This is a genomic window from Collimonas rhizosphaerae (assembly GCF_038896935.1).
GTDB classification, from domain to species: Bacteria; Pseudomonadota; Gammaproteobacteria; order Burkholderiales; family Burkholderiaceae_D; genus Collimonas; species Collimonas rhizosphaerae.
The window spans coordinates 48,331-73,206 of sequence record NZ_JBANDC010000013.1; the positions used below are offsets into that span (position 1 = coordinate 48,331).

The window sequence follows — 24,876 nt, forward strand, 5'->3', positions numbered from 1 at the left end:
CTGCAAGCCCGCACCTGCCGCAATTACGCCCTGCCTTCGCAGGCATCAGCTTTACGCATCTTAGCCATCATTAAAACTAATGCCTTACAGCAGCATCTGGCACATCTCTTGCATCCCGGGATAACGCCGATCAATCTGGCCACAGGCATCCAATCGTTGTTTCCATACTTTTACAGCAGGAGCAAGCCATGCAAAATACAAATACCAAACGACGCAACGTCATCAAGGCAATTGGTGCATCGATTGCCGCATCCACGTTATCCGCACCATTTGTGAACGTCTTTGCACAGGAACAGAACTTCAAAGGCAAGACGCTGCGTTTCCTGACCTGGTCAGATGACACAGGCCTGGCGGCGTTGCGCAATATCGCCGCCAGCTTCTCTGAAAAGACCGGCGTCAAAGTGATCGCCGACCGCGCCGACGGCACCTCGGGCATGGTGGCCAAGCTCAAGGCTGCCGGCAACAAACCGCAATACGATGTGATCACGCTGGCAGGTGTCGGCGCTTCCGGCCTGGCGGATGCCGGCCTGCTGATGCAGCCGGACCTGGCGCGCCTGCCCAACCTGAAAGACGTCGCCCCCCAGCACCGCAGCGGCGCCAACGGCTTCGGCGTCGGCTACCTGCTGTGGACCAACGGCCTGATCTACAACACCTCGACCTTCAAGGCCGCGCCGTCCAGCTACGAGGCGCTTTGGGACGAGAAATACAGCGGCCGCATCTTCTTGCCGCCGCCAAGCTGGGTCGAGGCAGTCGACCTTGCCATCATTGCCGCCAAACTGTCGGGCGGCTCGCAAAAGAACATCGACCCCGGCTTCAAGAAACTGGCGCTGCTCAAGGACCGCATCCTGATGCTCGGCGAAAACCCGAACCAGGTAGCCGAACTGTTCCGCACCAATGCGCTGGACCTGGGCGGCATCTACTCGCCAGCCTTCTTCCCGGTCGCGATCAAGAAACCGGAATACAAGATGGGCGTCACCTATGACATGAAGGAAGGTTTTGCGGCGCAGCTGATGTACACGGTGATTCCGAAATCGCATCCGGGCGACCTCGACCTGATCCACGCCTTCATCAACCATACGCTTGATCCGGTGGTGCAAGGCAAGATGGCCGCCGACGTCCTCAACGGCCCGGTGAACACCAAGGCGTCGATACCGGCCGACAGCAGCCGCTATGTTCCCAGCGCCAGGCAGATCGCCGAAAAAGCGCAGATCCACGACGACAAGGCGCTGGCCGTGGTGCAAAGCGAATGGGTGCGCCGCTATACCGAGATCTTTTCGGCCTAACCGCTACAGGCAAAGGTAAAAGCAATGCTCGATCAAGACTCCAATGCGCGGCCGTGGCTGCTGCTGGCGCCGGTGCTGCTGTTCCTGGCAGTGCTGGCGGCAGCGGCGCTGGCGGTGATCCGCATGAGCGTCGGCAGCAACGGCGATGAATGGCGCAGCGTTTCGCTGAGCAGTTACGCCGACCTGGCGACGCCTTATTACATGAAGTCGCTTTGGCTCACCTTGCGCCTGGCGTTCCAGAGCACGGTATTGGCGGTGCTGCTGGCGATCCCGGTGGCGATCGCCATGGCGCGCGCCAAATCCAAGCTGGCGCGGCGCCTGCTGCTGACCGGCGTGCTGCTGCCCTTGCTGGTGAACCTGCTGCTGCAAAGCTACGGCTGGCTGATCATCCTTGGCCCCGGCGGCGTGCTGAATAATTCGCTGCTGGCGCTGGGCATCGTGCAGCGCCCGGTGCAATGGCTGTATCGCGAAAACGGCGTCTTGCTGGGATTGATACAAACCGCGTTTCCGCTGGCGGCGCTGCCGATGGCCAGCGCCCTGAAAGCGATTTCCGGCAGCTACGAAGAAGCCGCCGCCACCATGGGCGCCAGCCGCTGGCAAATCCTGCGCCACGTGCTGCTGCCGCTGGCGATGCCGGGCATCCTGTCGGGCGCCTTGCTGGTGTTCGCCTACAACGCCAGCGCCTTTGCCGTGCCGCTGCTGCTCGGCGGACGCCGGGTCTCGATGCTGGCGGTGCTGGTGCGCGACCAGATTACGCCCTTGCTCAACTGGCCGGCGGCATCCGCCACCAGCGTGGTCTTGATGCTGGCGACCCTGGCGGTGATGGCGCTGTCGCAGAAACTGGTGCATCGTTCACGGAAGATGCTGGGGAATACACGATGACTACATTTACCCTGCCGTTCCTGCGGCGCGCCCTGCCCGGCCAGCTCACCCGTTTCACCGGCGTGCTGGCGGCAGTGGTGCTGATACTGGCGGCAATGCCGATCATCACCATGATCATCATGTCGTTCGGCGCTTCCGACACGCTGGCTTTTCCGCCGCCAAGTTACGGCTTGCAGTGGTATCGCGCAGCCTGGCGCACCTTCATGTCGCCCGACGCCAGCGACGTGCTGTCGATGGGACAGGCGCTGGGCACCAGCCTGATGGTGGCGTTCGCGACCATGCTGATCGCCGCCGCAGTGGCCATTCCCGCCGCCTATGCGCTGAACCGCTTCAACTTTCCCGGCAAGGCCGTAGTCGAGCAGTTCATTGCCCTGCCGATGGTGTATCCGCTGGTGATGCTGGGCATTTCGCTGCTGCTGGTGTTCAATTATTTTCCGGTCGAACTGGGCATTTTCCGGCTCGTCATCGCCCATGTGATCCTGGCTTTGCCGTTCGCGGTCAAGAACTGCGCGGCGTCGATTGCCGGCATCGGCCCGGAATTCGAAGAAGCGGCTTACCTGATGGGAGCACGGCCCCTGCGGGCCATGTTCGACGTGGTGCTGCCGCTGATGCGGCCCGGCATCCTGGCCGGGATGCTGTTCGCCTTCATCGTCTCCTTCAACGAATTCACTGTGACTTTTTTCCTGTACGACGTCGATACCATGACCTTGCCGGTATGGCTGTACAGCCGCACCGTATCGTCGCTCGACCCGACCGTCTTTTCCTTCGCCGTATTCATCGTCCTGATCGATTTCGGCCTGATCTGGCTGCTGGAAAAACTGGTGGGCGACGATGGCGTGGCGCTCTAGCCGAATAGTGAAGCAATACGTTCCAACCTGACGAGAACAATATGAGCAATCAACTAATTATCGAAAACGTCAACAAGCACTTTGGCGCTGTGCACGTCGTCAAGCACGTCAACCTGAGCATCCCCGAAGGCAAGCTGGTATGTTTCCTGGGGCCGTCCGGCTGCGGCAAGACCACGCTGCTGCGCATGATCGCCGGGCTCGAGACTCCGACCAGCGGTCGTCTCAGCATGGATGGCAAAGACCTCACCCACGTGCCGGCCTGCGAACGTGATTTCGGCATGGTGTTCCAGTCGCTGGCGCTGTTCCCGCACATGACCGTGGCCTGCAACATCGCCTATCCGCTGCGCTTGCGCAAGGCCGGCAAGCAAAGCCAGAAGCAGCGCGTCGACGAACTGCTGCAATTGATCCAGTTGCCGCACATGGCCGACCGGCCGGTGGCGCAATTGTCCGGCGGCCAGCGCCAGCGGGTAGCGATTGCCCGCGCCCTGGCGTCCGCGCCCAAGCTGTTGCTGCTGGACGAACCGCTGTCCGCGCTCGACGCCAAGCTGCGCGAAGCCATGCAGGTTGAAATCCGCCTGCTGCAGCAACGGCTCGGCATCACCACCATCATGGTGACCCACGACCAGCGCGAAGCAATGACCATGGCCGACGTGATCGTGGTGATGGAACAAGGCCAGATCGCCCAGATCGGTTCGCCGCTGGAAGTGTACCGGGATCCGGTCAACGAATTTGTCGCCGACTTCATCGGCCTCGGCAACATCCTGCCGGCGGTGCCGAGCGGCGAGCAATGCGTACGGCTGGCCGGCGGCCAGCTGATCGACATCGGCGGCCCGCGCAAAGCCAGCGCCGGCCAGGACATCCGCCTGCTGATCAGGCCGGAAGACGTTTGCCTGAAAATCAGCGAACCGCAGGCGCACAAGGATCTTCACGCCAGCATCCGCAACAATTGCGTGCCCGGCCAGGTGAGTTTTATCCGCGACGTCGGTTCATCGCTGGAAGCCACCGTAGATTGCGCCGGCTTTGCGCTGACGGTAGCCACCAGCCCGCGCGAAGTGCCGGGGCTGGCAATCGGCAGTTCGGTGCTCGCCACCCTGCCGCCGCATGCCTGCAAGCTGATCGACGCCAGCCCTGGCCGGCTGGCCGCCTGACCTGGAATGCCGCCGAACGATACATCCATTCACTCACTGGAAAACACCATGAACCTATTGCCAGCCCTCCTGAACCGCCGCCTGTGCAAGCTGGGCGCCGCCTTGCTGCTCGCAGCAGGCATGCTGCATGCCGCTCCCAGCCACGCCGACGCCATCGACACCATCGCCAAGAGCGGCAAGGTCAGGATCGGCGTCTTCATGGACTACCCGCCGTTCGGCTCGATCGGCCCCGACATGCAGCCGCTCGGCTACGACATCGACATGGCCGAACTGATCGGCAAGGCATTGAAGACCAAGGTGGAACTGGTGCAAGTCACCGGCGACAACCGCATGGCTTATCTTGCCGGCGGCAAGGTGGACCTGCTGCTGTCGGTAGGACAGACGCCGGAGCGCGCCAAGGTGATTGATTTTTCCGACGCCTACGCGCCGTACTACCTGGCCGTCTTCGGCGGGCCCAAGCTGGCCATCAAGAACAGCGCAGACCTGGCCGGCAAGACCATCGCCGTGGCCCGCGGCACGCTGGAGGACTTGAGCATCTCGAAAACAGCGCCGGCCGGCGCCACCATCAAACGCTTTGACGACGCCAACGGCGCCATCTCGGCCTTCATGTCGGGACAGACACAGCTGATGGTGGTCGGCAACGATGTCGGCGCCACCATCATGGCCAAGAATCCGGCCGCCGGCATACAGCAAAAATTCCAGCTGTTCAGCTCGCCGGATCACGTCGGCTTCAACAAGAACGAAGCGCGCCTGACGCAGCAGATCAACCAGGCCATCGTGCAGGCCAAGAAAGACGGCAGCCTGAACAAGATTTCGCAGAAATGGCTGCGGCTGCCATTGCCCGCCGATTTATAACTGTAACGCTACGCCACCGCTAAAAAAAATGAAACGACTTGAGAGTACTGAAATAGGCAAAACCGGCGCCGGCCCATCCAAAAGCGGAGCGCTGACGATCGCCCCTGCAAGCACAAGCTGTGGCGAAGTGCTGGTCAAGCTGCTGGAAAACTACGGGGTCGAACTGGTGTTCGGCATTCCCGGGGTCCATACCGTCGAGCTGTATCGGGGCTTGGCGCAATCCAGGATGCGCCACATCACGCCGCGCCACGAGCAGGGAGCAGGCTTCATGGCCGACGGCTATGCACGGGTAAGCGGCAAGCCCGGCGTCTGCTTCATCATCACCGGCCCCGGCATGACCAATATCGCCACCGCGATGGCGCAAGCCTATGCCGACTCGATCCCGATGCTGGTCATTTCCAGCGTCAACGCGCGTCAGCACTTGGGAAATGGCAACGGCATGCTGCATGAATTGCCGTCCCAGCGCAGCGTGTTTGCCGGGATGACGGCGTTCTCGCATACCTTGATGAGCGTCGACGAACTGCCGGCAGTATTGGCGCGCGCCTTCGCCGTGTTCGACAGCGCCCGTCCGCGGCCGGTGCATATCGAAATGCCTTTGGATGTGATCGTCGCCCCGGCCGCGCATGTGTCCGTCGCCATGCCGGCGCGCAGCGCGAAACCGTGCGCCGATCCGCGCAGCGTAGCCGCCGCGGCCACAATGCTGCAGCAGGCCAGGCGTCCGCTGATCCTGGCCGGCGGCGGCGCCGTCAATGCCGGCATTGAACTGCAACAGCTGGCAGAGCGCCTGCAGGCTCCGACTGCGCTCACCATCAACGCCAAGGGCTTGCTGCCGCCGCGGCATCCGCTGCTGCTCGGCTCGAACCAGTCCACCGCCGCGACCCGCGCACTGGTATGCGAGGCCGACGTGGTGCTGGCAATCGGCACCGAACTCGGGGAAACCGACTATGACACCGTGTTCGACGGCGGCTTCCGCATCCCGGGCAAACTGATCAGGATCGATATCGACGCCCAGCAGCTGGCGCGCAACTATCCGCCATCGCTGACGCTGCTGTCGGACGCCGCCGGCGCACTGCAGGGATTGATGCAGCAACTGCCGTCGCCATCCGAACCGGCACGGCCCGACGCCTCATGGGGCGGCAGCCGCGTGGCTGCCTTGCGCGGCGAAATCGACGCCAGCCTTGACCACCCGGCCCGCATGCAGCATCGCATGCTGGAGGTGGTGGCGAACGCGCTGCCGGATGCGATCTACGTCGGTGATTCTACCCAGCCGGTGTATACCGGCAACATCACCTTCGACGCCGCGACGCCGCGCAGCTGGTTCAATTCCTCGACCGGATACGGCACCCTCGGTTATGCGCTGCCGGCTGCGATAGGCGCCAAGCTGGCCATGGCCGCCCGGCCGGTGATATGCCTGATCGGCGACGGCGGCTTGCAATTTACCTTGCCGGAACTGGCCAGCGCAGTGGAGGCCGGCGTGCCGGTAATCATCCTGCTGTGGAATAACAACGGCTACGGAGAAATCAAGAAGTACATGCAAAACCGCGCCATCGAACCCGTCGGCGTCGATATCTACACGCCCGATTTCCTGGCGATTGCACGCGGCTTCGGCTGCGCGGCGCAGCATGTGGCGACAGCGGCGGAACTGGCCGGCGCCCTGCGGCTGGCGGCCTCAGCCAACAGGCCGACCCTGATTGAAATCGGGGAAATCGAATGGACCGGCCAGGAGCAACAATGCTGAACCAACCGCCGTACCAGCTATACATCGCGGGCCGCTGGTGCAACGCCCGTTCCGGCCGCACGGAAACCGTGTTCAATCCGGCGACCGAAACAGCGCTGGCCGAGGTCGCCTTCGGCGCCGCGCAAGATATCGACGACGCCGTCGCAGCCGCTGCAGCCGCCCAGGCAGGATGGGGCAAAAATTCCGGCCGCGCGCGCGGCGCCTTTTTACGCGCAATCGCCGGCGGCGTGCAACAGCAGCAGGAACAGCTGGCGCACCTGCAAACCGCCAACAACGGCAAACCCCTGAGCGAATCGCTGATCGATGTCGGCGACGTCATCGCCACCTTCAACTATTACGCCGAACTGGCGGAACAGCTAGATGACCGCCAGGATCAGCCGGTAGCCCTGCCCGGCGCCGGCTTTACCGCAACCTTGCGGCATGAACCTTGCGGTGTCGCGGCCCTGATCGTGCCGTGGAATTTCCCCATGGTGACCACCGCATGGAAAGTGGCGCCGGCGCTGGCGGCCGGCTGCACGGTGGTGCTCAAGCCGTCGGAGATAACGCCATTGCCGGAGCTGGCGCTGGCGGCCATCATCGACCAGGCCGGATTGCCGGCCGGCGTCTTCAACCTGGTCACCGGCGACGCCGAGGCCGGAGCGGCGCTGGCCTCCCATCCCGCAGTCCGCAAGGTTTCCTTCACCGGCAGCACGGTTGTCGGCCAGGCAGTGATGAAAACCGCCGCCGACGACCTCAAGCGCATCAGCCTGGAACTGGGCGGGAAATCGGCGGCGCTGTTGTTTGCCGACGCCGACCTGGAACTGGCGCTCGATATCGTCTGCGGCGGGATATTTTTCAACGCCGGACAGATGTGCTCGGCGACCTCGCGCCTGCTGATCGAGCGCAGCATCGCCCAGGATTTCACGGCGCGCCTCAAGCAGCGCGTCGAATCCATCCGGGTCGGCGATCCGATGGATCCCGCAACGCAGATGGGTCCCTTGAGCAGCCGCCGGCAATATCAGAAAGTGCAGCAGTACATCCAGCAAGGGATGGCCGCGGGACTCAAGCTGATTACCGGCGGCGCGCCTGCGCAAGACAAGGCCAAGGGATATTTCGTGGCGCCGACGATCTTCGCCGACGTGCCCTTCGACAGCCCGCTCTGGCGCGAGGAAATCTTCGGCCCGGTGTTATGCATCCATGCCTTCGACAGCGAGCAGGAAGCGATTGCGATCGCCAACCGAAGCGACTACGGCCTGGTGGCGACCGTCCTGACTGCGGACAGCGAACGCGCCAGCCGCGTGTCGGCGGCGCTGGAAGTAGGCCTGGTCTGGGTCAACAGCCCGCAGGTGATTTTTCCGCAAGCGTCGTGGGGCGGCATGAAGAAAAGCAGCCTGGGCCGCGAACTTGGCCCCTGGGGCTTGCAAGCATTCCAGGAGATCAAGCACGTGGTCGTGGCCGCGCCCGGATAAATCAGTGCAGGAACCTGCCGCTCTTGGCCACCATGGTCAGGTCGACGAATTCCGAGCCGTTGTGGTTGCTCGGGCTGAAGGTGACAAAATAACCGCCGGCGTCGTAGTGGTTGATGGTCTCCAGGGCCTTGACCAGGCTCTCGCGCGACAGGCTGCTGCCGGCGCGCTTGAGGCCTTCCACCAAGACCTTGGCCGCAATGAACCCTTCCATGCTGACGTAATCCCACTCTCGCTTGCCGTCCTGCAGGTAGTACTTGCGGTACTCCTTGACGATGCCGTTGACTTCATCCCAAGGAGCCGGCATCACCTGTGCAATCTGCACGCCGCTGGCATCCTTGCCCAGCGCATTGACCAGCTGCTGGCTGCCGACAAATGAAATGTTCCAGAACGACGGCGGACTGCCGGCTGCAATCATGGCCTTGATGAAGGCCGCGCTGGAGTTGTAGGCCGACACCATGATCACCGTCTGCGGCTGGCTTTGGCGGATCTTGGCGACGGCTGCGCTGACATCGACGCTGTTGCGCTCTACCGTGCCCAATCCGGCAACCTCGATGCCGCGCTTCTTCAGCGCCCGCGTCACGCCTTCCAGGCCGGCCTTGCCATAGGCGTCGTTCTGGTAAAACACCGCAATCTTCTTCAGCGACAGGGTGGTGATCTGCTGCACGATTTTTTCGGTCTCGGCAAAATAGCTGGCGCGGATATTGAAGATGTTCCGGTTGAACGGTTCGCGCAGCGACTGGGCGCCGGTAAACGGCGCGAAGAACGGCACCTTGGCCTTGGTCAAGGCCGGAATCGAGGCATTTGAAGTCGGCGTGCCGACATAACCGAACAAGGCCAGTACGTCGTCCTGCTCGATGAACTGCCGGGTATTCGCCGCCGCGCGGTCGGGTTCATAACCATCGTCCAGGGTCTTGAGGACGATTTTCCTGCCGAACACGCCGCCGCTGGCGTTGACCTGGTCGAAATACGCTTGCGCGCCGTCATGCATGCCTTTGCCCAGCTCCTTCGCCGGACCGGTGAACGCCGCCGACTGTCCGAGCGTGATGGTAGTGGCGGTGACGCCGCTCTCCGCGCGGCAGAAGGCGCTTGCCAACAGCAGAGATGACAAGGCAAGTATTTTGTGAAGTCGCATGCAGAATCCGATCGTTCGTTGAGACAAGTTGATAAATATTCAAATTCCTACGCCATCGATGTTAGCGCTACCGAAAACCATCGATTAAATTTGTTGCGGTGCAGAAAATTGCGCCAAGTAAAACGCAAACCGGGCAATGCTGTCAAGCAAGCCACACTATTTTTGCCAACCGGCGAGGGAATAAAGTGGCATCTGAGCAAGAATGGGGCCAGCATGGCCTCTCCACCCCTGTTTTGTTCGCCAAGCCGTGGCCGTGAATGTATATAATGAGAATGATTATTGATCATGGCTTTTGTATGAGACTTTGTGACTTGACGCCGTTTACCCCCGCAGTGATCGAATATGTAGAAGACGTGCTGGAGCAGGACCCGATCGCCAAGCGCCTGCGCGAGCTGGGATTTGTCCATGGCGAAGCCGTGAGCCTGGTGGCGCGCGGCCCGGTCGGCGCCGATCCGCTGATGATCCAGATCGGCTTTACCCGTTTTGCCCTGCGTCGCGCCGAAGCGCACCGGGTCCACGTCAATCCAGCGTCCTGAATCCCGGCCTCATGTCTAGTGCATCCTCCCTCCGCATCGCCCTGGTAGGCAACCCCAATTGCGGCAAGACCGCCCTGTTCAACCAGCTGACCGGCAGCCGCCAGAAAGTGGCGAACTACGCCGGCGTCACGGTAGAACGCAAGGAAGGCCGTTTCACCGCACCGTCCGGGCGCGTGTTCCAGCTGCTCGACCTGCCCGGCGCGTACAGCCTGGAAGCGACCAGCCCGGACGAGATGATCACCCGCAAGGTCTGCCTCGGCCAGATGCCGGGCGAAGCGCTGCCGGACCTGGTAGTGTGCGTCGCCGACGCCACCAACCTGCGCCTGCACCTGCGCTTTGTGCTGGAAGTCAAACGGCTGGGCCGGCCCATGGTGCTGGCATTGAACATGATGGACGCCGCCCGCAAGCGCGGCATCACCATCGACCGCGTGGAACTGCAGCGCCGGCTCGGCATCCCCGTGATTGAAACCGTGGCGGTGCGCAGCGGCGGCGCGCGCGGCCTGATCCAGCACCTGGACCAGGCCGGCGCACCGGCAGCGGCAACCGGCAGCGTCGGCGACGATCTGCACGCCGAGGTGCGCAGCATGCTGGCGGCGGCTGTCGCCATGCCGCGCAATACATCGATGATCGACGACGCCATCGACCGCTGGGTGCTGCATCCGGTGTTTGGACTGGCGCTGCTGGCGGCCATCATGTTCTTCATTTTCCAGGCGGTCTTTTCCTGGGCGCAGCCGCTGATGGAAGCGATCCAGGCCGGCGTCGGCGCAGTCGGCGCCTGGGTTGCGGCCGCCATGCCGGAAAGCCTGTTGCGCAGCCTGGTGAGCGACGGCATTTTCGGCGGCCTGGGCACGGTGCTGGTGTTCCTGCCGCAGATCCTGATCCTGTTTTTCTTTATCCTGGTGCTGGAAGAATCCGGCTACCTGCCGCGCGCCGCTTTCCTGCTCGATCGCATGATGTTCAAGGCCGGCCTTACCGGCCGCTCCTTCATCCCGCTGCTGTCGAGTTTTGCCTGCGCGATTCCCGGCATCATGGCGACCCGCAGCATCCAGGACCCGCGCGACCGCCTGACCACCATCCTGGTGGCGCCGCTGATGACCTGTTCGGCGCGGCTTCCCGTATACACCTTGCTGATCGCCGCTTTCATTCCGAGCCGCAGCGTGTGGGGCCTGTTCAATTTGCAGGGCGTCGTCCTGTTCGTGCTGTACGTGGCCGGCATCGCCAGTGCGCTGGCGGTATCCTGGATCATCAAGCGTGTGCGCAAGGATAAAAGCGAGCACGCGCTGCTGATGGAGCTGCCGTCATACCGCCTGCCCGGCGCCCGCAATATCGCCATCGGCCTGTGGGAACGGGCGCTGATTTTCTTGCGCCGGGTGACCACCATCATCCTGTCGCTCACGGTGCTGCTGTGGTTTTTATCGACCTTCCCCGGCCCGCCGCCAGGTGCAACCATGCCTGCCATCGATTACAGCCTGGCGGGCCGGATCGGCCACCTGCTGGAATACGTGTTTGCCCCGATCGGCTTTAACTGGCAGATATGCATTGCATTGGTGCCGGGCATGGCGGCGCGTGAAGTCGCGGTATCGGCACTGGGAACCGTGTATGCGATGTCCGGCAGCGAGGACGCCATCGCTTCGCAACTGGGGCCGATGATCGCCCATCAATGGTCGCTGGCGACTGCGCTGGCGTTGCTGGCCTGGTATGTGTTTGCGCCGCAATGCATGTCGACGCTGGCGGTGATGCGGCGCGAAACCAATTCCTGGAAGATCGTCGGCGCCGCCACCGCCTACCTGTTCGGCCTGGCTTATCTTGCGGCTTTCCTCACCTATCAGATTACGAGGTTCTTGACATGACGCCCTTTCTCGTGCTGCAAGCCATCGTGATCGGCGCCGCCGTGATCGCCAGCCTGGTCTATGCCTGCCGCCGCCTGATGCCGGCCACCAGCCAGCGCTGGCAAGGAGCCCTGGCGAATTCCCTCAGCAGCGACTCGCGGCCGACAGCACTGCGCGCGATCGGCAAGCGTTTGCAACCGGCGGCCTCAACAGGAGGCTGCGGCAGCGGATGCGGCTCGTGTTCCACCGGCTGCGGCCCAACCCCGGCAGCCGACGAACAGCCGCTGCAATTCCGCGAGCGCTCGCGCGAATAATCGATCCGAAAGCACAAGTACCCCGCAAGCAGCCAATTAGGGTCAGAGTCAAATTGTTTGCGTTTATTAGGGTCAGAGTCAAATTGTTGACCGGTCAACAATTTGACTCTGACCCTAATTACTCGTCCTGCAGCGCGTAGCGGGCGCAGTATTCGTCGGTGATCAGGCCGGACCACCAGCCGCCGCGCAGCACGGCGCGGATTGCTTCTGCTTTCTTGACGCCGCCTGCCATGCCGATCACCGGGCGCGCCGGCGGCGACGTCAGCGGCAAGCTGGTGACGCGGTCTTCAAGCGGCGATGCGATCAGGCGGCCGTCGCCGGCGATGGCGTGGCCGATCATCTCTCCCACTGCGCCATATCCCTGCAATTGCGCCACTTCTTCGGCGGTGATGAAACCGTCTTCGTGCATCGGACAGCCTGGGGCAATGGTGCCGACGCCGATGAAAGTGACGTCGGCATGCTGCGCCAGGTCGGCCACGATGCGATACACGCGGTGGCTGCACCACTGGCGCATGTCGTCGGCGCTGTCAGCCACCAGCGGCGCCGGCAGGAAAAAGAAACGAGCCTGGATCTTGTCGGCGGCGGTAAGCGCCACGTCATAGCGATTCGATGAGCCGTCGGCGGCAATCGCTCCCACCATCGACACGATCCGATGCTGCGGCCGTTCCATTTCAGTGACCGCTTCCAGCACCGCCTTCAAGGTCCGTCCCGAACCGACGTTGACCACCAGCGGCGTCTCCTGCTGCAGATAGCGCTCCATCACCTCGGCGCCGACCACGGCCAGCATCTGCTGCACGCGGGCGTCGTCGACCACGTTGCCGCCCGCGCCCGTGCTCGGCACCACATGGCATTGCTCCAGGCCGTAGCGCTGCTGCAATGCTGCGGCCAGCTCCAGGCAAGTCGATACCGGATGCTCCACCCTGACCTTGACCAGCCCCGACTCACGCGCATAAGCCACCAGCCGCTGCGCCATCTGGCGCGAGATTCCCAGGTGGTCGGCGATTTCGTTCTGGGTATTGCCGGCCACGTAATACATCCACGCCGCGCGCGCGGCGAGATCCAGCTTTTCATTTGCCATCTGATTTCCTTTTTTGGGCACGGTGCGCCCGGCATGCGTCTCCACGACATGCATCGCCTGGGCCGCTACTGCCTTGTTTTTGGCATTCGACCCAGGAATTGTCCCAGATAGTGCAGCGCAGCAGAACTAAATCTTGACACGCTTTGAATCATGCATGATTATTTGCTCAACGAAAAGTCTTTTGCTCAACATTCGAAACAGCAAGACATGGCTCAAAAGACAACGTTAAAGAATTTTCCAGGCGACCACTATCAACGCCGCCTGAGAAAGTGATAACGCGAAGCCGCGCAAGTCGGCATGGCGTATTGATCATTCCTACAATGGAGACAAACATGAAACGTCGCAGCATCCGCGCAAGCTCGTTTTCAGCCGCCCTGGCCCCACTCAGCCTGCTGGCTATGTTCTGCAACAGCGCCTGGGCCGCGCCAACCACCGTGAACATCGCAACGATCAACAATCCCGACATGATCGAATTGCAAAAACTTTCCTCGAATTTCGAAACCGCCAATCCTGACATCAAGCTGCGCTGGGTAGTGCTGGAAGAAAACGTCTTGCGGCAGCGGGTCACCACCGACATCGCCACCGGCAGCGGCCAGTTCGACCTGATGACCATCGGTGCCTATGAGGCGCCGATCTGGGCCAAGAAAGGCTGGCTGGCGCCGATGGAAGGCTTGCCTGCCAGCTACGACGAAGGCGACCTGATCAAGACCGTGCGCGAAGGCTTGACCGAAGGCGGCAAACTGTACGCGCTGCCGTTCTATGCCGAAAGCTCGATGACGTATTACCGCAAGGACCTGTTTGCGGAAAAGGGCTTGAAAATGCCCGAGCACCCGACCTTCCAGGACATCGCCGGCTTCGCTGAAAAACTGACCGACAAGCAGAACGGCATCGCCGGCATCTGCCTGCGCGGCCGTGCAGGCTGGGGCGAGAACATGGCGCTGGTCGGCACTATGGTGAATACCTTCGGCGCCCGCTGGTTCGATGAAAAATGGCAGCCGCAGCTCAACTCGCCAGAATGGAAAAACGCCGTCACCACCTATGTCGACCTGCTGCGCAAGTACGGCCCGGCAGGCGCCACCTCCAACGGCTTCAACGAAAACCTGGTGCTGTTCTCCAGCGGCAAATGCGGCATGTGGATCGACGCCACGGTGGCCGCCGGCATGATCTACAGCAGCAAGGAATCGAAAGTGGTCGGCAAGGTAGCGTTTGCGCCGGCGCCGGTGGCGGTCACGCCTAAGGGCGCGCATTGGCTGTGGATCTGGTCGCTGGCGATTCCGAAATCGTCGAAATCGCAGGACGCCGCCAAGAAATTCGCGGCCTGGGCGACTTCCAAGGAATATGTGCAGCTGGTCGCCAAGGAAAAGGGCTGGGGCCTGGTCCCTCCAGGCACCCGCATGTCGACCTACGCTTCGCCTGAATACAAAAAGGCGGCGCCTTATTCCGACTTCGTGCTGAATGCGATCCAGTCGGCCGACACCAAGGATGCCACCTTGCAGAAAGTGCCTTACACCGGCATCCAGTTCGTCACCATTCCCGAGTTCCAGTCGCTGGGAACGGTAGTCGGCCAGGCGATTGCCGGCGCGCTGGCGGGCAAATCGACCGTCGAAGCTGCGTTGCAGACATCGCAGGCGCAGGCGGACCGGGTGATGCGTCAAGGGCGGTATATAAAATGACAGCGCAAGTAATAACACGCAGTCAATAAAAACAGCAGGCCCGCAGGCGGACGCTATGCCCGCCTGCCCTCCCTTGCCGCTGCCGGACCATGCCCTTGCAAGGTCCATCATCCGCAGCGCAAAAACGTAAGAGGTAAATCATGTCGACTCCTTCCGCCCAGGTCGCCAGCGCGGCCCTGCCGGTACGGCCAAACACCAGCAAATTCAAGCCGGTACGGCTGCTGCAAACGCCCTCGGTGTTCCTGCTGCTGCTGTGGATGATCGTGCCGCTGGCGATGACGCTGTACTTCTCGGTCATCCGCTACAACCTGATGATGCCGGACGTCACCGGTTTTGTCGGGCTGGACAACTATGCCTTCCTGTTCAACGATCCGGCATTCTGGCCGTCGATCCTCAATACGCTGCTGCTGATCGGCTCGGTGCTGGTCATCAGCGTGGTCGCCGGCACGCTGCTGGCGGTGCTGTTCGACCAGCCGTTCTTCGGTCGCGGCATCGCTCGCCTGCTGGTGATCGGCCCGTTCTTCGTGATGCCTACCGTGGCCGCCCTGATCTGGAAAAACATGATCCTGCATCCGGTCTACGGCCTGCTGGCCTGGGCCATGCGCCTGGCCGGCCTGGAGCCGATCGACTGGCTGGCCGAATATCCGATGCTGTCGGTGATCATGATCGTCGCCTGGCAATGGATCCCGTTCGCCTTCCTGATCCTGCTGACGGCATTGCAGTCGCTCGACCTGGAACAGAAAGAAGCCGCGCAGCTGGACGGCGCCGGACCGATCCGGGTGTTCTGGTATGTCGTGCTGCCCCATCTCAAGCGCGCGATCACGGTAGTGATCATGATCGAAACCATTTTCCTGCTGTCGATTTTCGCCGAAATCTTCACCACGACCGCCGGCGGTCCGGGCACGGCGACCACCAACCTGGCTTACCTGGTGTATTCGATCGGCCTGCAGCAGTTCGATATCGGCATCGCCTCGGCCGGCGGCATCATCGCCGTGGTCCTGGCCAATATTGTGTCGTTCTTCCTGGTGCGGATGATGGCCAAGAACCTGAAAGGAGCGAACGAAAAATGAGCGCTAAAAACAAAAACCGCCTGTGGTTGGGGCTGGTGGCGTGGGCCTGCGCCATCGTGCTGTTCTTCCCTATCTTCTGGGTTGCCATCACCGCCTTCAAGACTGAACACCAGGCTTACGTGCCGACCCTGATCTTCTGGCCGACGCTGGAAAGCTTCCATGAAGTGATGGCGCGCAGCAATTACATGAACTTCGTCGGCAATTCGCTGATCGTCTCGCTCGGCTCCACCATCCTGTCGCTGCTGATCGCGGTGCCGGCAGCGTATTCGATGGCGTTCTTCCCCACCGCGCGCACCCAGAAACTGCTGCTGTGGATGCTGTCGACCAAGATGATGCCGGCGGTAGGCGTGCTGATCCCGATCTACCTGCTGGCCAAGAATACCGGCCTGCTCGATACGGTGACCGGCCTGACCATCATCTACACCCTGATCAACCTGCCGATCGCGGTCTGGATGGCGTTCACCTACTTCAACGACGTGCCCAAGGAAATCCTGGAAGCGGCGCGCATCGACGGCGCCAATGCCTGGCAGGAAATGGTGCACCTGCTGCTGCCGACCTCCATGCCCGGGCTGGTCTCGACGGCCCTGCTGCTGATCATCCTGTCATGGAACGAAGCGTTCTGGAGCATCAACCTGACCAGCGTCAGCGGCGCGCCGCTGACCGTTTTCATTGCTTCCTACTCGAATCCGGAAGGACTGTTCTGGGCCAAGCTGTCGGCCGCTTCGCTGCTGGCGATCGCGCCGATCATGGTGCTCGGCTGGCTGGCGCAAAAGCAGCTGGTGCGCGGCCTTACTTTCGGCGCGGTGAAATGAGCAAAACAATGGATAGCCATATCAGCCACCTTATCTGCGACTGCGACGGCGTTTTGCTCGATAGCGAGAGCATCGCCCTCGCCGTCCTGCATCGCGAGCTGACGCCGTATTTGCCGCCGTCCATGCTGCAGGCCGGCCCGGCGCTGCACAGCGCAATCGCTGAGCGGCTGGGAATGATGACCAATCTGCTGCTGGATGAAGTCGACAGCGAATTCAAGCTGGGACTGGGCGCGGCGGACTACGATGCGATCAACCTCGCGGTCGGCCGCGCCTGCAGCGAAGAAGTCAATCCGGTTCCCGGCGTCAGGGAAGCACTGGCGGCGATTGCCTTGCCGAAGGCGGTCGCCAGCAACAGCAGCCTGGACCGCATCCATGCCGGGTTGCGCCGCTGCGATCTGCTGGAGCTGTTCGACGGCCACATCCACAGCGGCCACCAACTGGGCAGTCCGAAACCGGCGCCGGACGTCTACCTCGCCGCCGCCGCCGGCTTTGGCGTGGCGCCCCGGCAATGCATCGCGATTGACGACAGCATCACCGGCGTCCGTTCGGCGGTTGCCGCCGGCATCCGCGTCATCGGCTTCACCGGCGTCGCGCACGACCGCCAGCGGGCCGGCGCCCGGCTGCTGGCGGCCGGCGCCGAACGCATATTCGACGACATGCGGCAACTGACCGAGCTGCTCAGTAAACAGACGGCGTAATGCCACGCATTTTCACTGGATCGCCGCCATCCGCGGCGGCAATCCAAGAACAAAACAGAAGGAGACCATCATGGCAGGCGTAACGATCAAGAACCTCATCAAGAGCTACGACGACAATGAAGTCATGCGCGACATCAACCTCGACATCGAGGATGGCGAATTCGTCGTCTTCGTCGGCCCCAGCGGCTGCGGCAAATCCACGCTGCTGCGCATGATCGCCGGCCTGGAAGATATCACCAGCGGCGACCTGTTCATCGGCGACACTCGCATGAACGACGTGCCGCCGGCCAAGCGCGGCATCGCCATGGTGTTCCAGTCCTATGCGCTGTATCCGCACATGACGCTGTACGACAACATGGCGTTCGGCCTCAAGATCGCGGGAAAATCGAAAGCCGAGATCGACATCGCGGTCCAGCGCGCCGCCAAGACCCTGCACATCGATCATCTGCTGGACCGCAAACCGAAAGCCCTGTCGGGCGGCCAGCGCCAGCGGGTGGCCATCGGCCGCGCCATCACGCGCGAACCCAGCGTGTTCCTGTTCGACGAGCCTTTATCGAACCTGGATTCGGCCCTGCGGGTCAAGATGCGCCTGGAATTTTCGCGGCTGCACGACCAGCTCAAGACCACCATGATCTACGTTACCCATGACCAGATCGAAGCCATGACCCTGGCCGACAAGATCGTGGTGCTGTCCGCCGGCCGGGTAGAACAGGTCGGCTCGCCGCAGCAGCTTTACCATCACCCGGCGAATCGTTTTGTGGCGGGCTTCATCGGCTCGCCAAAAATGAACTTCATCGACGGCAAGGTAGCAGCCATCGCCAATCACGGCGTGCTGGTGGAACTGGCCAGCGGCGGCCGCCAGTCGGTTACGGTCGACGGCAGCAGCCTGCAGATCGGCGCGCCGGTCAGCATCGGCGTGCGTGCCGAACACTTGATGCTCGATTCGCACAATCCGATGCTGAAGGCAAAGTTCACGGTGCTGGAGGCGCTGGGCGATTTCTCCTATCTGTACGCCGATTCAACCGCATCCGAAGAGCCGCTGGTGCTGCGCGTAGCCGATACGGTGGACATGCAGCGCGGCAGCGAAATCGGCGTGTCGGCCGATCCCCAGCGTTGCCACCTGTTCGACCAGGGCGGCCGCGCCTTGCGCCGGCTGGATGCAACCGTCTCCGCAACCGGACAGAACCATCCAGCCACTGCACAGACGGCATAAGACATTATTTACCAAAGCGGCGTCAGCCATCATTTATCCAGGACTCACCATGCAAGCCACCTCCTCTCCTACTGACGCAGCCGGCAATACCTGGCTGCACATCGGCGCAGGCTCCTTCCATCGCGCCCACCAGGCGGTATACCTGCATCACCTGATGGAAACCGGCGACACCAGCTGGTCGCTGGCGCTGGCCAACATCCGCGACGACATGACGCCGCTGCTCGACGCGCTGGAACGCCAGGGCGGCGCCTATACGCTGGAAACCGTGACGCCGGGCGGCGTGCGCAGCTACGAAACGATCCGTTCGATCAAGACCATCGTGCCGTGGGACGCGGCGCTGCTGGAACTGACCGCGTTCGGCGCCAAGGCCAGCACCAGGATCATTTCGTTCACGGTTACCGAAGCCGGCTACTACCTGGACCATCACCACAAGCTGGACACCGGCAATCCCGACCTGGCCGCCGACCTGCAAGGCGAACTGAACACCGTCTACGGCGCCCTGACCGCCATCCTGCGCGCACGCGCCGCAGCCAGCAACGGCCCGGTCACCCTGCTCAATTGCGACAACCTGCGCCACAACGGCGAACGCTTCCACGACGGCTTGCTGCAGTTCCTCGCATTGCGCGGCGAAACCGACTTGCAGCAATGGGTGGCGGACCACACCAGCAGCCCCAATTCGATGGTCGACCGCATCACGCCGCGCCCCACCGAGGAAGTCAGGACACGGGTGGCGCAAGCGCTCGGCCAGGCCGATCCTTGCGCATTGATGGCAGAGTCGTTCATCCAGTGGGTGATCGAAGACCGCTTCGCCGCAGGCCGCCCGGCGCTGGAAAAGGTCGGCGTCGAAATGGTGCAGTCGGTGCTGCCCTATGAAGAAGCCAAGATCCGCATACTCAATGCCACCCATAGCTGCATCGCCTGGGCCGGCACGCTGGTTGGCCTGAACTATATCCACGAAGGCTGCGCCCGGGCGGATATCCGCAAAATGGCGTACGACTATGTCACGCAAGACGTGATTCCCTGCCTGACGCCGAGCCCGCTCGACCTGGCGGACTACCGCGATGTGGTGCTGGAGCGCTTCGGCAATCCGAATATCCAGGACAGCAACCAGCGCGTCGCCGCCGACGGCTTTTCCAAGATTCCCGGCTTCATCGTGCCGACCCTGCAGGAATGCATCGCCCGCGGCGCCGTGCCGCACGCCACCCTGGTCCTGCCGGCGCTGTTCTTCCTGTTCCTGCAACGCTGGGCGAAAAACGAACTGCCCTATGCCTACCAGGACGGCATCTTCGATGAAAACGCGACCCGCGCCATGCTCGGCAGCCCCGACCCGGTGCGCGCCTATTGCGCCGATCCCGCCTTATGGGGCACACTAGCTGGCAGCCCGCAGCTGGAGCTGCCGCTGCGCGCGGCGCTGGTGCATGTCCAGGACTGGCTTGCCCAGCAGACCTGACCGGATGCTGCGCTGGCAGCATCTGTTGCTGCAATAATCACCCATAAAAATACAATAGGATGGAGATATGTATCTCGGCATCGATTTGGGCACTTCGGAAGTCAAGATCGTCCTGATGGATCAGTCCGGCAAGCTGCTGGCCGACGCCGGCAGTGCGCTCACCGTGTCGCGCCCGCAGCCGCGCTGGTCGGAACAGGATCCCGGGCAATGGTGGCAAGCCACCGGCGAAGCCATCGCCAAGCTGCGCGCAAAAGCGCCGGCAGAATTCCGCGCCGTGCGCGCCATCGGCCTGTCGGGCCAGATGCACGGCGCCGTAGTGCTCGGCGCGCAAGACCGCGTCTTGCGTCCGGCGATCCTGTGGAACGATTTGCGCAGCATCAGCGAATGCGTCGAACTGACCGAACGCGCGCCGCAATTGCACCAGATCGCCGGCAACCTGGCCATGCCCGGTTTCACCGCCCCCAAGCTGCTGTGGCTGGCGCGCCACGAACCGGAAGTATTTGCCGCCATGCAGATGGTGCTGCTGCCGAAGGACTGGCTGCGCCTGAAGATGACCGGCAACAAGGTATCCGAACCATCCGATGCGGCAGGCACCCTGTGGCTCGATGTCGCCAAACGCGACTGGTCGGACGAACTGCTGGCGGCGACCGGCATGCGCCGTTCGCACATGCCGCGCCTGGTCGAAGGCGGAGAATCGTCAGGCACGCTGTTGCCTGAAGTGGCTGACGCCTGGGGCTTGTCGCCGGAAGTCATCGTGGCCGGCGGCGGCGGCGATGGCGCCGCCAGCGCGGTAGGCATCGGCGCGGTGAATCCCGGCGACGGTTTTGTCTCGCTCGGCACCTCGGGCGTGCTGTTCGTCGTCAACGACCGTTTCCGCCCTAACCCGGCCCAGGCGGTGCACGCCTTCTGCCACGCCCTGCCCGGCCGCTGGCACCAGATGAGCGTGATGCTGTCGGCCGCCAGCTGCCTGCGCTGGTTCTGCCGGCTGGTCAGTGTCGACGAAACCACATTGCTGGCGGAAATCGCCGAACTGGATACGGCTGCGCTGGAAAACGCGCCGCTGTTCCTGCCCTACCTGTCGGGCGAACGCACCCCACACAACGATCCCTATGCGCAAGGCGTATTCCACGGCCTGTCGCACGCCCACGGCCGTGCCGCGCTCGGTTATGCCGTGATCGAAGGCGTCACTTTCGGCATGGCCGACGGCCTCGCCGCCTTGCACACCGCCGGCACCGAGGTCACGGAGCTGTCGCTGGTAGGCGGCGGTTCGCGCAGCCCTTACTGGGCGCAACTGATCGCCGATGCGCTGAATGTGCGCATGGTGACCCACGTCGGCAGCGAAACCGGCGGCGCGCTGGGCGCCGCCCGCCTGGCCTGGCTGGCTGCCAACGACCAGCCTGGCAAGGAAGCCGTCATCTGCGCCAAGCCGCCGCTGCGCGAGGCATTTACGCCGAATGCGCAGCGCCACGCAGCACTGCAGCCGCGCCTGGCGGCTTATCGCGAGATTTACCGCTGCCGGCCTGAGCGAAATGCGGATGCCGCCTTGCCTGGGCATTGAATTGCTTTAATTTCGCGGTTGATTGCTGCTAGAATATATTCGTACTCTTGCATGGGCTTTTGCAAAAGTAGTGCCGGTGTAGCTCAGTTGGTAGAGCAATTCATTCGTAATGAAGAGGTCGGGGGTTCGACTCCTCTCTCCGGCACCACGAAACATTTCAAGAAATCGCAAAAAAACGCTGCAAACCACGTAAATACATGGTTTTGCGGCGTTTTTTTCATTTCAATCTCAATCTGTTGATTTGTGTCCAAAACTAATAGTCATCTAGCAGTCCTCTCTCGGACTGGACCAAGATTGATCGAGAATCCAAGTCGCTTGCAGAGCGTGTTGTGCTTCGAATTGGTTAGGTGATTGATAGCCCGGCGCTGGCGCGGGTTCACCCCAAGACACTCGTGACTGCGCCATTTTTTTCGCTGTCTTGGGGCACCATAACGACCATGTGCCTATTGGGTGTTTTTCACACGTGCGATCGATCCTCTATTCGCATCTTCCTTATAAGCATAGACGACCTTGCCGTTGGCGATTTCTCCCATGACGATCATGTTTAGGGTTATCGCTTCATGATCGGTCGGCGAAAAAGGCTTGTAGTAGCGCGAGACGATTGTAGATGTTGTGTGCACCTGCAAGTTCTCTAGAGCATCCTTTATCTTCGAACCGTCCACCGAGTTGGCCTGGAATAACGCCAGCGTCAGCAAGCGCAGCGCATCATAGGTCTGGGCGGCAACCATGGCAGATGGAATGTGGTTAACCTTGTTAATGTTTCGATAGGTCAGCGAGAATTGATTACTCACTGAACTTAGGTCGTTTTCAATGAACGTCACTGAAGTACGCGTACCTTCAGCGGCCGCACCTGACTTGTCTATGAATGTCTGTTGCGATAAAGTCCACGGCCCAACCATCGGCAGTTTCAATTTCAGTTTTTCTGCGCTTTTCACTACCATTGCCCCTTCCGGGCCAAGGCAATACAGTACGATCGCCTGAGCACCGTTTTCTTTCGCATGCTGCAGTTGTATTGTCATATCTATGTCGCCAACCTTGAAGCTCTCCACCAGCACTGGCTTGATCTTGCGCCGTTCCAGCTCCGCCAGTATGTTTTGCTTGGCGAACTGGCCAAAGGGGCTGTCATCATGCAACAGCGCAATTTTATCGATCTTGCGGCGATCGATCACATCGTTGAGAATCACGATCGGCTGCAGCGCATCGTTGGTGCCAGAGCGGAACACATAGCTGACCGGATAGGCCGGCGGCATGAAGGATTTGGTAATCGCCGCGCCGGTGGCGCCTGTCACGATCAACGGGATCTTGGCTTCCTGGAATATTTTCGCCGCAGGCAGCGCAACACCGGTATTGCCGAAACCGACCACGGCGACCACTTTTTCCTTCTCGATCAATTCTTTGGCCATGGCAACCCCGAGCTCCGGTTTAGCTTGGTCGTCACGCTCGACCAGTTCGATCCGTCGTCCCATGACCCCACCGATCTGATTGATGTCGGCAAGGAATACCCTGGCGCCGCCGACAATACTTTGCCCCATGTCCTCCGATGACTTTCCTGTGACAGGACCAATGATTCCTATCTTGATCGGCGGTAATTCGGCAAATGCGTTTGTGTAAAATCCTAGTGTCATCAGGCAAAAAATGACACTGGACATCCTGTTTCCTTGCATCGTTGTCTCCATGGAATTTGAACATTCTTTTTGTTTTTGTTAGTCGGGAATTTCAGAAAAAACTTTGTGCCCTCCCTTTATCCAGTTCTCCAATTAGCATATGGTGAGTAAATTTGACGAAAAATGTAATCAGGAAACCCTTAGTTCTGCGTGGGGATTTCCTTCAGTGTTGCGGACAATGACGCATGTCGGGCAATCCTCGTCAACGTATCAAAGCCGCCAGGCGTGAAATCCGGCAAGCAACGGCGCAGCCCGAAACAGATTCACGAGGATCTGTTGGAATCGGGTTTCAAGGGGTCTTGCGACAGGGTGGCGGCGCTCGCCAGGCAATGGAGGGGACGGCTAGATGATTATCAATTCGGCGCGCAAACGAACAGCTACCTGGCTAGATCGTTTTTATCAGCCGCAGCGAGAGAAAACTCACGCACCTTTACAAGCAACGGAGAAGCATCAAAGCATTTCTTATACTGCTGATTTTGGACTGATCGAGGAGCGGCGGCTGCAAGATTGATACGAGCGGGTCGCAGAGTCAGCAATTGCCTGGAGAATGTCCCCCTGAACTAACGAAACAATTGCATCCTCATTGCGTGTTTGGTTGCAGTACAAATTTGTTTCAAAATAGCGACAAATTTTAACGGAACGGTTTGATTTATCCCACAGTGGCGCCGATGCTGCCGATCAGCGTACAGCCGCATTCGGTCTTGTGACCTTCCAGCGCAACGGGAATCCCGTCAAGGATAAACGTCGAATGCCCTTCGATGATCTTGTTGACGCCGTGCGGTTTACCGCCCGGATAGACCAGCGGACATTCGACCAGGTCGCCCAGCCGTGCAATCGGCTTGTCCAGCACGTTATGCGTGGGAGAACCGCTGATCACATGACCGCCATGACTGGTTTTGTCGCCCACCACGATGATTTTTAGAGCCATGATTTGTCCTGAAAAAATAATCCAACTACATTAAGCCACGCAGGCAGCATTCGCAATTTCGCGGCCACATCCGATCCGGAATTCATCTGTAAGAAGAACCAGAATACATGGACAGCACGTTCATCGCCACCACAAGTCCGATACCCACAAACGGAAAGGCGATGGCGCTGCCCACCGCCAGGTAAGCCTCTTTCCGCCATTGCCTCCTAGCGCAATACCATGCGGCGATTATCAGCGCAGGCAGGGCCAGATAAAAAACATAGACGATATTCACCGACGCCAGCCAGAAAAACAGGAACAATCCGACTGCCACCAGCAGCCAGATCCAGGTGTTCGGGCGCGAGGCCGGAGTGGCGGGATCCGCGCTCTCCGGCGCCATCCTCATCATGCGGCGCCATCCTATGAATAACAGGGTAAACAGCGGCGGAATGAAGGGAGCGACGGCAGCAGAATTGATGGAGCGGCCCAGGAGGACGGTTAATACAATAAAGGCGACACTAACCAATAACGACAGGCCGATGCCGCGCAGTATCCAATCCCACGCGCGGGTGCCGGCATTTGCATCCGGAGCATTCGATTCCTGCTTTTTTGCCGACCTGGCGATTTTGACGATCCACACAAGCAATGCCAGCACCAACAGCACCGGTACAACTGGCAATAAACTCAGCCAGCTGGCCTGGGCTTCACTCGTTTCCATCATCGTGTTTTTCCAATCTAAA

Annotated in this window: 22 protein-coding genes, 1 tRNA gene and 1 pseudogene; 19 read left to right on the forward strand and 5 right to left on the reverse strand. The window is 61.2% G+C overall.

Annotation, left to right across the window (positions count from 1 at the left end):
* The first annotated feature begins 188 nt into the window (after window positions 1–188).
* Genes V8G57_RS17975 through V8G57_RS18005 form a run of 7 tightly spaced genes read left to right on the forward strand, consistent with a single transcriptional unit; the run spans window position 189 to window position 8,202 of the window.
* Window positions 189–1,283, forward strand: a complete 1,095-nt coding sequence (locus V8G57_RS17975) for an ABC transporter substrate-binding protein (protein ID WP_342830534.1) — start codon at window positions 189–191, stop codon at window positions 1,281–1,283.
* Window positions 1,284–1,307: 24 nt separating this feature from the next.
* Entirely contained in the window at window positions 1,308–2,165 is an 858-nt protein-coding gene (locus V8G57_RS17980) for an ABC transporter permease (RefSeq protein WP_342830535.1), read from the forward strand.
* Entirely contained in the window at window positions 2,162–3,013 is an 852-nt protein-coding gene (locus tag V8G57_RS17985) for an ABC transporter permease (RefSeq protein WP_342830536.1), read from the forward strand. The genes V8G57_RS17980 and V8G57_RS17985 overlap by 4 nt, the downstream gene beginning before the upstream one ends.
* Before the next feature lie 41 nt (window positions 3,014–3,054).
* Window positions 3,055–4,161, forward strand: a complete 1,107-nt coding sequence (locus V8G57_RS17990) for an ABC transporter ATP-binding protein (protein WP_342830537.1) — start codon at window positions 3,055–3,057, stop codon at window positions 4,159–4,161.
* A gap of 48 nt (window positions 4,162–4,209) precedes the next feature.
* Window positions 4,210–5,016 (forward strand): transporter substrate-binding domain-containing protein, encoded by an 807-nt coding sequence (locus V8G57_RS17995; protein WP_342830538.1) that lies wholly within the window; start codon window positions 4,210–4,212, stop codon window positions 5,014–5,016.
* A gap of 28 nt (window positions 5,017–5,044) precedes the next feature.
* Window positions 5,045–6,754: a 5-guanidino-2-oxopentanoate decarboxylase gene (locus V8G57_RS18000; RefSeq protein WP_342830539.1), complete on the forward strand. Its 1,710-nt coding sequence runs from the start codon at window positions 5,045–5,047 to the stop codon at window positions 6,752–6,754.
* The gene (locus V8G57_RS18005) at window positions 6,748–8,202 is read left to right on the forward strand and encodes an aldehyde dehydrogenase family protein (RefSeq protein ID WP_342830540.1); all 1,455 of its coding nucleotides are present in this window, start codon (window positions 6,748–6,750) and stop codon (window positions 8,200–8,202) included. Before V8G57_RS18000 ends, V8G57_RS18005 begins: the two co-directional genes overlap by 7 nt.
* 1 nt (window position 8,203) lies before the next feature.
* On the opposite strand, the gene V8G57_RS18010 is transcribed toward V8G57_RS18005, so the two are convergent.
* Window positions 8,204–9,334 carry an ABC transporter substrate-binding protein gene (locus V8G57_RS18010; RefSeq protein WP_342830541.1) on the reverse strand — a complete coding sequence of 377 codons (1,131 nt, stop codon included), beginning with the start codon at window positions 9,332–9,334 and terminating at the stop codon, window positions 8,204–8,206.
* Window positions 9,335–9,630: 296 nt separating this feature from the next.
* Between V8G57_RS18010 and V8G57_RS18015 the strand changes: the two genes are divergently transcribed.
* From V8G57_RS18015 to V8G57_RS18025, 3 genes are read left to right on the forward strand one after another with little or no spacing between them, the layout of a single operon-like run.
* Window positions 9,631–9,870, forward strand: a complete 240-nt coding sequence (locus V8G57_RS18015) for a FeoA family protein (RefSeq protein WP_092397590.1) — start codon at window positions 9,631–9,633, stop codon at window positions 9,868–9,870.
* Between the two features lie 11 nt (window positions 9,871–9,881).
* Window positions 9,882–11,720: a ferrous iron transporter B gene (gene feoB / locus V8G57_RS18020; RefSeq protein WP_342830542.1), complete on the forward strand. Its 1,839-nt coding sequence runs from the start codon at window positions 9,882–9,884 to the stop codon at window positions 11,718–11,720.
* Window positions 11,717–12,013 carry a DUF6587 family protein gene (locus tag V8G57_RS18025; protein WP_092397594.1) on the forward strand — a complete coding sequence of 99 codons (297 nt, stop codon included), beginning with the start codon at window positions 11,717–11,719 and terminating at the stop codon, window positions 12,011–12,013. Before feoB ends, V8G57_RS18025 begins: the two co-directional genes overlap by 4 nt.
* Before the next feature lie 118 nt (window positions 12,014–12,131).
* Here the strand turns inward: V8G57_RS18025 and V8G57_RS18030 are convergent, their stop codons facing one another.
* Window positions 12,132–13,091: a sugar-binding transcriptional regulator gene (locus V8G57_RS18030; protein WP_342830543.1), complete on the reverse strand. Its 960-nt coding sequence runs from the start codon at window positions 13,089–13,091 to the stop codon at window positions 12,132–12,134.
* 332 nt (window positions 13,092–13,423) lie between these two features.
* Between V8G57_RS18030 and V8G57_RS18035 the strand changes: the two genes are divergently transcribed.
* The 8 genes and pseudogenes from V8G57_RS18035 (at window position 13,424) to V8G57_RS18070 (ending at window position 21,713) form a co-directional block, all read left to right on the forward strand.
* Complete coding sequence (locus V8G57_RS18035) at window positions 13,424–14,764, forward strand: ABC transporter substrate-binding protein (protein WP_092397596.1); 1,341 nt, start codon at window positions 13,424–13,426, stop codon at window positions 14,762–14,764.
* A 140-nt stretch (window positions 14,765–14,904) separates the two neighbouring features.
* Window positions 14,905–15,834 (forward strand): carbohydrate ABC transporter permease, encoded by a 930-nt coding sequence (locus V8G57_RS18040; RefSeq protein ID WP_342830544.1) that lies wholly within the window; start codon window positions 14,905–14,907, stop codon window positions 15,832–15,834.
* Between the two features lie 29 nt (window positions 15,835–15,863).
* Window positions 15,864–16,646 (forward strand): annotated as a pseudogene (locus tag V8G57_RS18045) (carbohydrate ABC transporter permease); the annotation flags it as partial.
* Window positions 16,643–17,344 (forward strand): HAD-IA family hydrolase, encoded by a 702-nt coding sequence (locus V8G57_RS18050; RefSeq protein ID WP_342830545.1) that lies wholly within the window; start codon window positions 16,643–16,645, stop codon window positions 17,342–17,344. The pseudogene V8G57_RS18045 and the gene V8G57_RS18050, both read left to right, overlap by 4 nt.
* Before the next feature lie 70 nt (window positions 17,345–17,414).
* Window positions 17,415–18,557 (forward strand): sn-glycerol-3-phosphate ABC transporter ATP-binding protein UgpC, encoded by a 1,143-nt coding sequence (gene ugpC, locus V8G57_RS18055; RefSeq protein ID WP_342830546.1) that lies wholly within the window; start codon window positions 17,415–17,417, stop codon window positions 18,555–18,557.
* A gap of 49 nt (window positions 18,558–18,606) precedes the next feature.
* Complete coding sequence (dalD, locus tag V8G57_RS18060) at window positions 18,607–20,007, forward strand: D-arabinitol 4-dehydrogenase (protein ID WP_342830547.1); 1,401 nt, start codon at window positions 18,607–18,609, stop codon at window positions 20,005–20,007.
* A 67-nt stretch (window positions 20,008–20,074) separates the two neighbouring features.
* Complete coding sequence (gene xylB, locus V8G57_RS18065) at window positions 20,075–21,565, forward strand: xylulokinase (RefSeq protein ID WP_342830548.1); 1,491 nt, start codon at window positions 20,075–20,077, stop codon at window positions 21,563–21,565.
* 72 nt (window positions 21,566–21,637) lie between these two features.
* Window positions 21,638–21,713: transfer RNA gene (locus V8G57_RS18070), tRNA-Thr, on the forward strand.
* Window positions 21,714–22,008: 295 nt separating this feature from the next.
* On the opposite strand, the gene V8G57_RS18075 is transcribed toward V8G57_RS18070, so the two are convergent.
* On the reverse strand, window positions 22,009–23,214 hold the full coding sequence (locus tag V8G57_RS18075; protein WP_342830549.1) for an ABC transporter substrate-binding protein: 1,206 nt from the start codon (window positions 23,212–23,214) through the stop codon (window positions 22,009–22,011).
* Between the two features lie 361 nt (window positions 23,215–23,575).
* Between V8G57_RS18075 and V8G57_RS18080 the strand changes: the two genes are divergently transcribed.
* Window positions 23,576–23,740, forward strand: coding sequence for a hypothetical protein (locus V8G57_RS18080; protein WP_342830550.1), 165 nt, complete (start codon window positions 23,576–23,578; stop codon window positions 23,738–23,740).
* Window positions 23,741–23,878: 138 nt separating this feature from the next.
* On the opposite strand, the gene V8G57_RS18085 is transcribed toward V8G57_RS18080, so the two are convergent.
* Window positions 23,879–24,157, reverse strand: a complete 279-nt coding sequence (locus tag V8G57_RS18085) for a PAAR domain-containing protein (RefSeq protein ID WP_092397614.1) — start codon at window positions 24,155–24,157, stop codon at window positions 23,879–23,881.
* Between the two features lie 82 nt (window positions 24,158–24,239).
* The gene (locus V8G57_RS18090; RefSeq protein ID WP_342830551.1) at window positions 24,240–24,857 is read right to left on the reverse strand and encodes a hypothetical protein; all 618 of its coding nucleotides are present in this window, start codon (window positions 24,855–24,857) and stop codon (window positions 24,240–24,242) included.
* Window positions 24,858–24,876 lie beyond the last annotated feature (19 nt).

Bases quoted from the DNA above. Each gene is read 5' to 3' on its own strand.
- V8G57_RS18050 (WP_342830545.1), top strand. From the start codon at position 16,643: ATGAGCAAAACAATGGATAGCCATATCAGCCACCTTATCTGCGACTGC.
- V8G57_RS18025 (WP_092397594.1), top strand. From the start codon at position 11,717: ATGACGCCCTTTCTCGTGCTGCAAGCCATCGTGATCGGCGCCGCCGTG.
- V8G57_RS18030 (WP_342830543.1), bottom strand. From the start codon at position 13,091: ATGGCAAATGAAAAGCTGGATCTCGCCGCGCGCGCGGCGTGGATGTAT.
- V8G57_RS17990 (WP_342830537.1), top strand. From the start codon at position 3,055: ATGAGCAATCAACTAATTATCGAAAACGTCAACAAGCACTTTGGCGCT.
- V8G57_RS18035 (WP_092397596.1), top strand. From the start codon at position 13,424: ATGAAACGTCGCAGCATCCGCGCAAGCTCGTTTTCAGCCGCCCTGGCC.
- xylB (WP_342830548.1), top strand. From the start codon at position 20,075: ATGTATCTCGGCATCGATTTGGGCACTTCGGAAGTCAAGATCGTCCTG.
- V8G57_RS18010 (WP_342830541.1), bottom strand. From the start codon at position 9,334: ATGCGACTTCACAAAATACTTGCCTTGTCATCTCTGCTGTTGGCAAGC.
- dalD (WP_342830547.1), top strand. From the start codon at position 18,607: ATGCAAGCCACCTCCTCTCCTACTGACGCAGCCGGCAATACCTGGCTG.
- V8G57_RS18000 (WP_342830539.1), top strand. From the start codon at position 5,045: ATGAAACGACTTGAGAGTACTGAAATAGGCAAAACCGGCGCCGGCCCA.
- V8G57_RS17985 (WP_342830536.1), top strand. From the start codon at position 2,162: ATGACTACATTTACCCTGCCGTTCCTGCGGCGCGCCCTGCCCGGCCAG.
- feoB (WP_342830542.1), top strand. From the start codon at position 9,882: ATGTCTAGTGCATCCTCCCTCCGCATCGCCCTGGTAGGCAACCCCAAT.
- V8G57_RS18005 (WP_342830540.1), top strand. From the start codon at position 6,748: ATGCTGAACCAACCGCCGTACCAGCTATACATCGCGGGCCGCTGGTGC.
- V8G57_RS18080 (WP_342830550.1), top strand. From the start codon at position 23,576: ATGATTATCAATTCGGCGCGCAAACGAACAGCTACCTGGCTAGATCGT.
- V8G57_RS18090 (WP_342830551.1), bottom strand. From the start codon at position 24,857: ATGATGGAAACGAGTGAAGCCCAGGCCAGCTGGCTGAGTTTATTGCCA.
- V8G57_RS17995 (WP_342830538.1), top strand. From the start codon at position 4,210: ATGAACCTATTGCCAGCCCTCCTGAACCGCCGCCTGTGCAAGCTGGGC.
- V8G57_RS18015 (WP_092397590.1), top strand. From the start codon at position 9,631: ATGAGACTTTGTGACTTGACGCCGTTTACCCCCGCAGTGATCGAATAT.
- V8G57_RS18085 (WP_092397614.1), bottom strand. From the start codon at position 24,157: ATGGCTCTAAAAATCATCGTGGTGGGCGACAAAACCAGTCATGGCGGT.
- V8G57_RS17975 (WP_342830534.1), top strand. From the start codon at position 189: ATGCAAAATACAAATACCAAACGACGCAACGTCATCAAGGCAATTGGT.
- V8G57_RS17980 (WP_342830535.1), top strand. From the start codon at position 1,308: ATGCTCGATCAAGACTCCAATGCGCGGCCGTGGCTGCTGCTGGCGCCG.
- ugpC (WP_342830546.1), top strand. From the start codon at position 17,415: ATGGCAGGCGTAACGATCAAGAACCTCATCAAGAGCTACGACGACAAT.
- V8G57_RS18040 (WP_342830544.1), top strand. From the start codon at position 14,905: ATGTCGACTCCTTCCGCCCAGGTCGCCAGCGCGGCCCTGCCGGTACGG.
- V8G57_RS18075 (WP_342830549.1), bottom strand. From the start codon at position 23,214: ATGTCCAGTGTCATTTTTTGCCTGATGACACTAGGATTTTACACAAAC.